This is a genomic window from Skermanella sp. (assembly GCF_059503625.1).
On the sequence record NZ_JCACHA010001148.1, the window covers coordinates 1 to 5,127 of the forward strand.

Here is a 5,127-nt window from a genome sequence, read left to right on the forward strand (position 1 = left end):
GGTCGAGCAGGTCCACCATGAGCTGGTCCCGGCCCTGGAGCACCTGCACGCCGCCCTCGACGCCAAAGCCAAGGAATTCGCCGACGTCGTCAAGATCGGCCGCACCCATCTTCAGGATGCGACGCCGCTGACCATCGGCCAGGAGTTCTCCGGCTACGTCACCCAGGTCGCCTACGGCATCGAGCGCGTCAAGGCGACGCTGCCGCGCCTGCTCCAGCTTGCCCAGGGCGGCACGGCGGTCGGCACCGGCCTCAACGCCAAGGCCGGCTTCGCCGAACTGTTCGCCAAGAACGTCGAGGAGATCACCGGTCTCCCCTTCGTCACCGCCCCGAACAAGTTCGAGGCTCTGGCCGCCCACGACGCGCTGGTCGAAGGCTCGGGCGCCCTGAACACCGTCGCCACGTCGCTGTTCAAGATCGCCAACGACATCCGCCTGCTGGGTTCCGGACCGCGCTGCGGCATCGGCGAGCTGAGCCTGCCGGAGAACGAACCCGGTTCCTCGATCATGCCGGGCAAGGTCAACCCGACCCAGTCCGAAGCCATGACGATGGTCTGCGCCCAAGTGTTCGGCAACCATACCGCCGTCACCTTCGCCGGCGCCAACGGCCATTTCGAGCTGAACGTCTTCAAGCCGGTCATCATCTTCAACTTCCTTCAGTCGGTCCGGCTGCTCGCCGACGCCGCGCGCAGCTTCACCGACAACTGCGTCGTCGGGATCGAGGTCAACACCGACCGCGTCAACAAGCTGCTGAACGAGTCGCTGATGCTGGTGACGGCGCTGAACCCGCATATCGGGTACGACAACGCCGCCAAGATCGCCAAGAAGGCTCACAAGGAAGGCACCACGCTTCTCGAAGCGGGCGTCGCCCTCGGTCTCCTGACGCCGGAGCAGTTCAGCCAGTGGGTCCGCCCGCTGGACATGATCGGCCCGCGCTGACGCTGAACCGCCCATTCCGGCCCCCATGCGCAGGGGGACCGGAATGACGGCAGGCTTCATGGACAGCTCCATCCGGAAACGCTCCGTCACGATCGCCGGCCACTCGACCAGCGTCTCGCTCGAGGCGGCCTTCTGGGATGCCCTGAAACACATCGCCGCCGCGCGTGACGTCTCGATCAACGCCCTGATCGAATCGATCGACGAGGGGCGCTCCGGCAACCTGTCGAGCGCCATCCGCGTCTTCGTTCTCGCCGAAGTCTCGAAAGCCGGGGTCCCCGACAGTGCGGGGGGTTCCGAAGGGGAATGATGCCGCCCGACTTCTCGACGGCCGATCTGGCCGCCATCACCCTGTTCCTGACGGCATGGTGCGGCTACACGCTGGTCATGGACCATCTCGCCTGGGGGCTTTGGGGCGTCAACCAGCATCTCAAGCTGCTCCGCGACGAATGGATGAAGCGGATGCTGGACCGGGAGAACCGGATCATGGATACCGCCCTGGTCGGGCATACGATCCATTCCGTAACCTTCTTCGCCTCCACCTCCATGCTGGTGTTGGCGGGTCTCGTCGGATTGCTCGGCTCGGTCGATGCCGCTCACGGCATGCTCAGCCAGTTCAGCTTCGCCAGCCCGGTCTCGCGCGAGTTCTTCGAGCTGAAGATCCTTCTCCTGTTCGGCATCTTCATCTTCGGCTTCATGAAGTTTACCTGGGCGATCCGTCAGTACAACTACTGCTGCGCCATGATGGGCAGCGCGCCGATGCCGCCGCTCGACCCGGCCGAACGGGACGCCTATGCTGAGGAAGTCGGCGACATCCTCAGTCTGGCCGGAGCCAGCTTCAACGGCGGCCTGCGCGCCTACTACTTCGCGCTGGCGGCTCTGGCGTGGTTCATCGGTCCCTATGTGTTCAGCTTTGCGACCTTGTGGGTCGTCACGATCCTGATCCGCCGTCAGTTCCTCTCCCGCACCTTCCGCGCGATGCACCGTCACGCGGAAAAGCTGCAGGAGAGGCAGAAAAGTTAAGCGTGCCGGATCGCTTTCATGAACTCGTCCACGTCCTGCCGCAGCTGTCCGGATCGGTCGGCCAATTGAGCGGACGTGCCGAGCAGCCGGTTGGCAGTCGAGCCGGTATCGGCGGCGGCGGTTCGGACCGAGACGAGGGTGGAAGACACTTCGGCTGAACTGCGGGCGGCGTGACTGACGTTGCGGGCGATTTCCTGAGTCGCCGCCGCCTGCTGCTGGACCGCGGCGGCGATCCCCGACGAAATCTCACTCATCCGCTTGATCGTCTCCGTGATGTTCTGGATCGTCGTCACGGCATCGCTGGTTGTCGCCTGGATAGCGGTGATCTGCGCGCTGATCTCCTCGGTCGCGCGTGCCGTCTGGGTCGCCAGCGACTTCACTTCCGAGGCCACGACGGCAAAACCTTTCCCGGCCTCGCCCGCCCTGGCCGCCTCGATCGTGGCGTTGAGCGCCAGCAGGTTGGTCTGACCGGCGATCTGGTCGATCAGGGTGACGATCTCGCCGATCTTGGCGGCGCCGGTGCGCAACTCGTCGATCGCCCGGTTTGTGTGGGCCGCTTCCTCCACCGCCTGTGCTGCGATGCCGCTGGACTGGCTGACCTGCCGGCCGATCTCGCTGACCGAATGCGAAAGCTCCTCCGCCGCCGCAGCCACCGTCTCCACATTGCCCGACGCCTGATCTGAGGCATTGGCGACGACATCAACCTGCGTTGCGGTGTACTCCGCGGCACCGGCCATGCTCGATGCCGTCCGCTTCAACTCGTCCGAGGCCGACGACAAGGTTTCCAGCGACCGGCTGACCTGTTCGTCGAAGCTCATGATCCGCGCTTCGATCGCCGACCGGCGGTGTTCGCGCGCTGAGAGCTGGGCCTTCTCCTCGGCGGCCAGACGATCGGCTTCGATCAGCGAGTCCTTGAAGACCTGGAGCGCACCCGACATCTTGCCGATCTCGTCACGGCGGCCCGAATACGGGATGGAGACGTCACGGTCGCCGCCGGCCAAATCCATCATCGCGGCCGTGATGCGTTGGATCGCACGCGATATGCCGTTGCCGATGGTCCAGGCGGCGATGCCGCCGGCCAGCAGCCCGATGCCGCCGATGACCACGATGAAGACGCCCATGCGCGACATCAGGGAACTGGTTTCCGCGCGCTGCTCATCCTGACGCAGTCTTCCCTCGGAGACGAGGGTCCTGAGAGACGCAGCCAGGGCGTCGCCGCTCTGCTTCATGTCGCCCTGCATCAGCGCGTCGAGCTTGCCGGCCAGCACGCGGGACTCCTGATAGATCTCGACATACTGCCGGATCTTGCCGACCAGGTCGACGCCTCCGGAAACCGCCGAGGCGGCCCGGCTCTCGAAGGCCTTCAGCCCGGAGTTGAGCGTGCCGATCTTCTTTTCCATATCGGTCGCCGAGTTCTCGGCTGAGGCGGAAAGCGATTTTTCCGCGTTCAGGCGCACTTCGAGCACCCGCTGAAGCAGGCGCCGCGCAAGATCCATGGCTGTCGTGTCGCTCCCCATCGCCGGAGTCGCGGCGGCATCGAGCCGGCGCGTCACGTCGGAACCGACCTCGACCAGATCCTTCGAGACCAGCGTCACTTGCCGGCGCTTCAGGGCGGCCGCCTGCTCGAACGCGTCGACATAGGCTTTGCCGAGCCGGTGGACTTCCAGGACGATTGCCTGCTCCGGCTGGCCCTCATACAGGGTGGTGACCCGGTCGATATTGCCAAAGACCGTTTCGGCGGCTTCCCTTACTTTGGTGGCCAGGGACTCGTCGCCGGAGCGGTGATATTCATGTGCCAATGCCTTCAGCTCGATAAACGAGCGGTCCACTATCGTAATCTCGTCGAAGGTACCGCTGCGGGCATCCATCAGGGAGAACTGGCCGGAAATCTCAGAGAGAGCGAAGACGGCTGCTCCCCCGACCAGCGCCAGGATCATCAATACGACTGAAAAACCACCAAAGACCTTGGCGCGAATGCCTGAACGCCACATCGGTATCCCTCCCTGCATATCTCTCCGCTCGATCGTGGCGGCGCATACTTGCCATTGATTTTGCGGCTGTTCGCGACAAGAAAGGCTGAAGAGAAGGTGGGAATTTTCGCTGTAGTTGCGGGAAATTGGTAATAAATACTTTTGGATATGATAGGTCTTTTGGTGGATCACAGCGCAGTGTCACGAGAAGGCAAATTGATCCCTCTCGCGACTGTGGTCGACGGCTCGATGGCCCCCGCGGGGTTCGTTGGCGGTTGCTTCCTGATCGCCTCGTCGTTCCTGAAGCCGAGACTTCCCTGAAGCCCGCTACTTCCTGAAGCCCGCTACTTCTTGAAAAAGGCCTCGGCCCCGCTGCGATGGGCCTGTTTGGCGGCGATCGCCGCTTCCGTGCGCTCGATCTCGGTGCGTAGCGTCGCGATGTAATCGCGCAGTTCGTCGATCGACAGCACGGTGAGGTCCTTCTTGGGCGCCGGCTTCTTGGTCGGCTCCAGTTCTTCGAGGTTCATGGTCCGTCGTCTCCCCGTTCGAAACTTATCTGCTTAAAACCGATTCACGGCCTCCGCGATGTGAAAACAAGCGCTTCGATCATGCTGACTGCTTGTAACCACTCTCGCCTGAGGGTACATGTGCCATCTATCCCGCAATTGTTTGAAGCGTACAAGAGGAAGCCCATGGCCTCCGGCCTGCCGCACAGCATGACCGCCATCGAGATCACCGCACCCGGCGGCCCCGATGTCCTTAAACCGACGACCCGACCGGTTCCGCAGCCCGGCCCTGGCGAGGTGCTGATTCGCGTCATGGCCGCCGGCATCAACCGTCCCGATGTCCTTCAGCGCGCCGGCGCCTATCCGCCGCCTCCCGGAGCCTCGGACCTGCCGGGCCTGGAAGTGGCGGGCGAGATCGCGGCGCTCGGCTCCGACGTCTCCGGCTTCGCCGTCGGCGATCAGGTCTGCGCCCTGACCCCCGGCGGCGGCTATGCCGAATACGTCGCGACCCCCGCTCCCCAGGTCCTGCCCATGCCCAAGGGCTTCAGCCTCGTGGAAGCGGCGGCCGTGCCGGAAACCTACTTCACCGTCTGGTCCAACGTGTTCGACCGCGGCCGTTTGGCGGAAGGCGAGACCCTGCTGGTCCATGGCGGCTCCAGCGGCATCGGCACCACGGCCATCCAGCTCGCCAAGG

General features: G+C 64.2%; 6 protein-coding genes. 4 read left to right on the plus strand and 2 right to left on the minus strand.

The window, feature by feature from the left end; translation table 11 throughout:
- From AC5JJ6_RS40830 to AC5JJ6_RS40840, 3 genes are all read left to right on the plus strand, one after another.
- On the plus strand, positions 1–937 hold a 937-nt coding region (locus AC5JJ6_RS40830), incomplete at its 5' end, for a class II fumarate hydratase (RefSeq protein WP_496047540.1).
- A gap of 43 nt (positions 938–980) precedes the next feature.
- A complete protein-coding gene (locus tag AC5JJ6_RS40835) occupies positions 981–1,244 on the plus strand; it encodes a ribbon-helix-helix domain-containing protein (protein WP_496047541.1) in 264 nt (87 codons plus the stop codon).
- Positions 1,244–1,957, plus strand: coding sequence for a DUF599 domain-containing protein (locus AC5JJ6_RS40840; RefSeq protein WP_496047542.1), 714 nt, complete (start codon positions 1,244–1,246; stop codon positions 1,955–1,957). The genes AC5JJ6_RS40835 and AC5JJ6_RS40840 overlap by 1 nt, the downstream gene beginning before the upstream one ends.
- On the opposite strand, the gene AC5JJ6_RS40845 is transcribed toward AC5JJ6_RS40840, so the two are convergent.
- Positions 1,954–3,948 carry a methyl-accepting chemotaxis protein gene (locus AC5JJ6_RS40845; RefSeq protein WP_496047543.1) on the minus strand — a complete coding sequence of 665 codons (1,995 nt, stop codon included), beginning with the start codon at positions 3,946–3,948 and terminating at the stop codon, positions 1,954–1,956. The two genes, AC5JJ6_RS40840 and AC5JJ6_RS40845, sit on opposite strands and share 4 nt — an antisense overlap.
- 323 nt (positions 3,949–4,271) lie before the next feature.
- Entirely contained in the window at positions 4,272–4,454 is a 183-nt protein-coding gene (locus AC5JJ6_RS40850) for a DUF1192 domain-containing protein (protein ID WP_044427681.1), read from the minus strand.
- Positions 4,455–4,619: 165 nt separating this feature from the next.
- On the opposite strand from AC5JJ6_RS40850, the gene AC5JJ6_RS40855 reads away from it, so the two are divergent.
- Positions 4,620–5,127 (plus strand): alcohol dehydrogenase catalytic domain-containing protein (locus tag AC5JJ6_RS40855; protein WP_496047544.1); only part of this gene is annotated, 508 nt, incomplete at its 3' end.

Excerpts from the sequence above, each read along its gene's own strand:
- AC5JJ6_RS40835 (WP_496047541.1), top strand. The coding sequence starts at position 981 with ATGACGGCAGGCTTCATGGACAGCTCCATCCGGAAACGCTCCGTCACG.
- AC5JJ6_RS40840 (WP_496047542.1), top strand. The coding sequence starts at position 1,244 with ATGCCGCCCGACTTCTCGACGGCCGATCTGGCCGCCATCACCCTGTTC.
- AC5JJ6_RS40845 (WP_496047543.1), bottom strand. The coding sequence starts at position 3,948 with ATGTGGCGTTCAGGCATTCGCGCCAAGGTCTTTGGTGGTTTTTCAGTC.
- AC5JJ6_RS40850 (WP_044427681.1), bottom strand. The coding sequence starts at position 4,454 with ATGAACCTCGAAGAACTGGAGCCGACCAAGAAGCCGGCGCCCAAGAAG.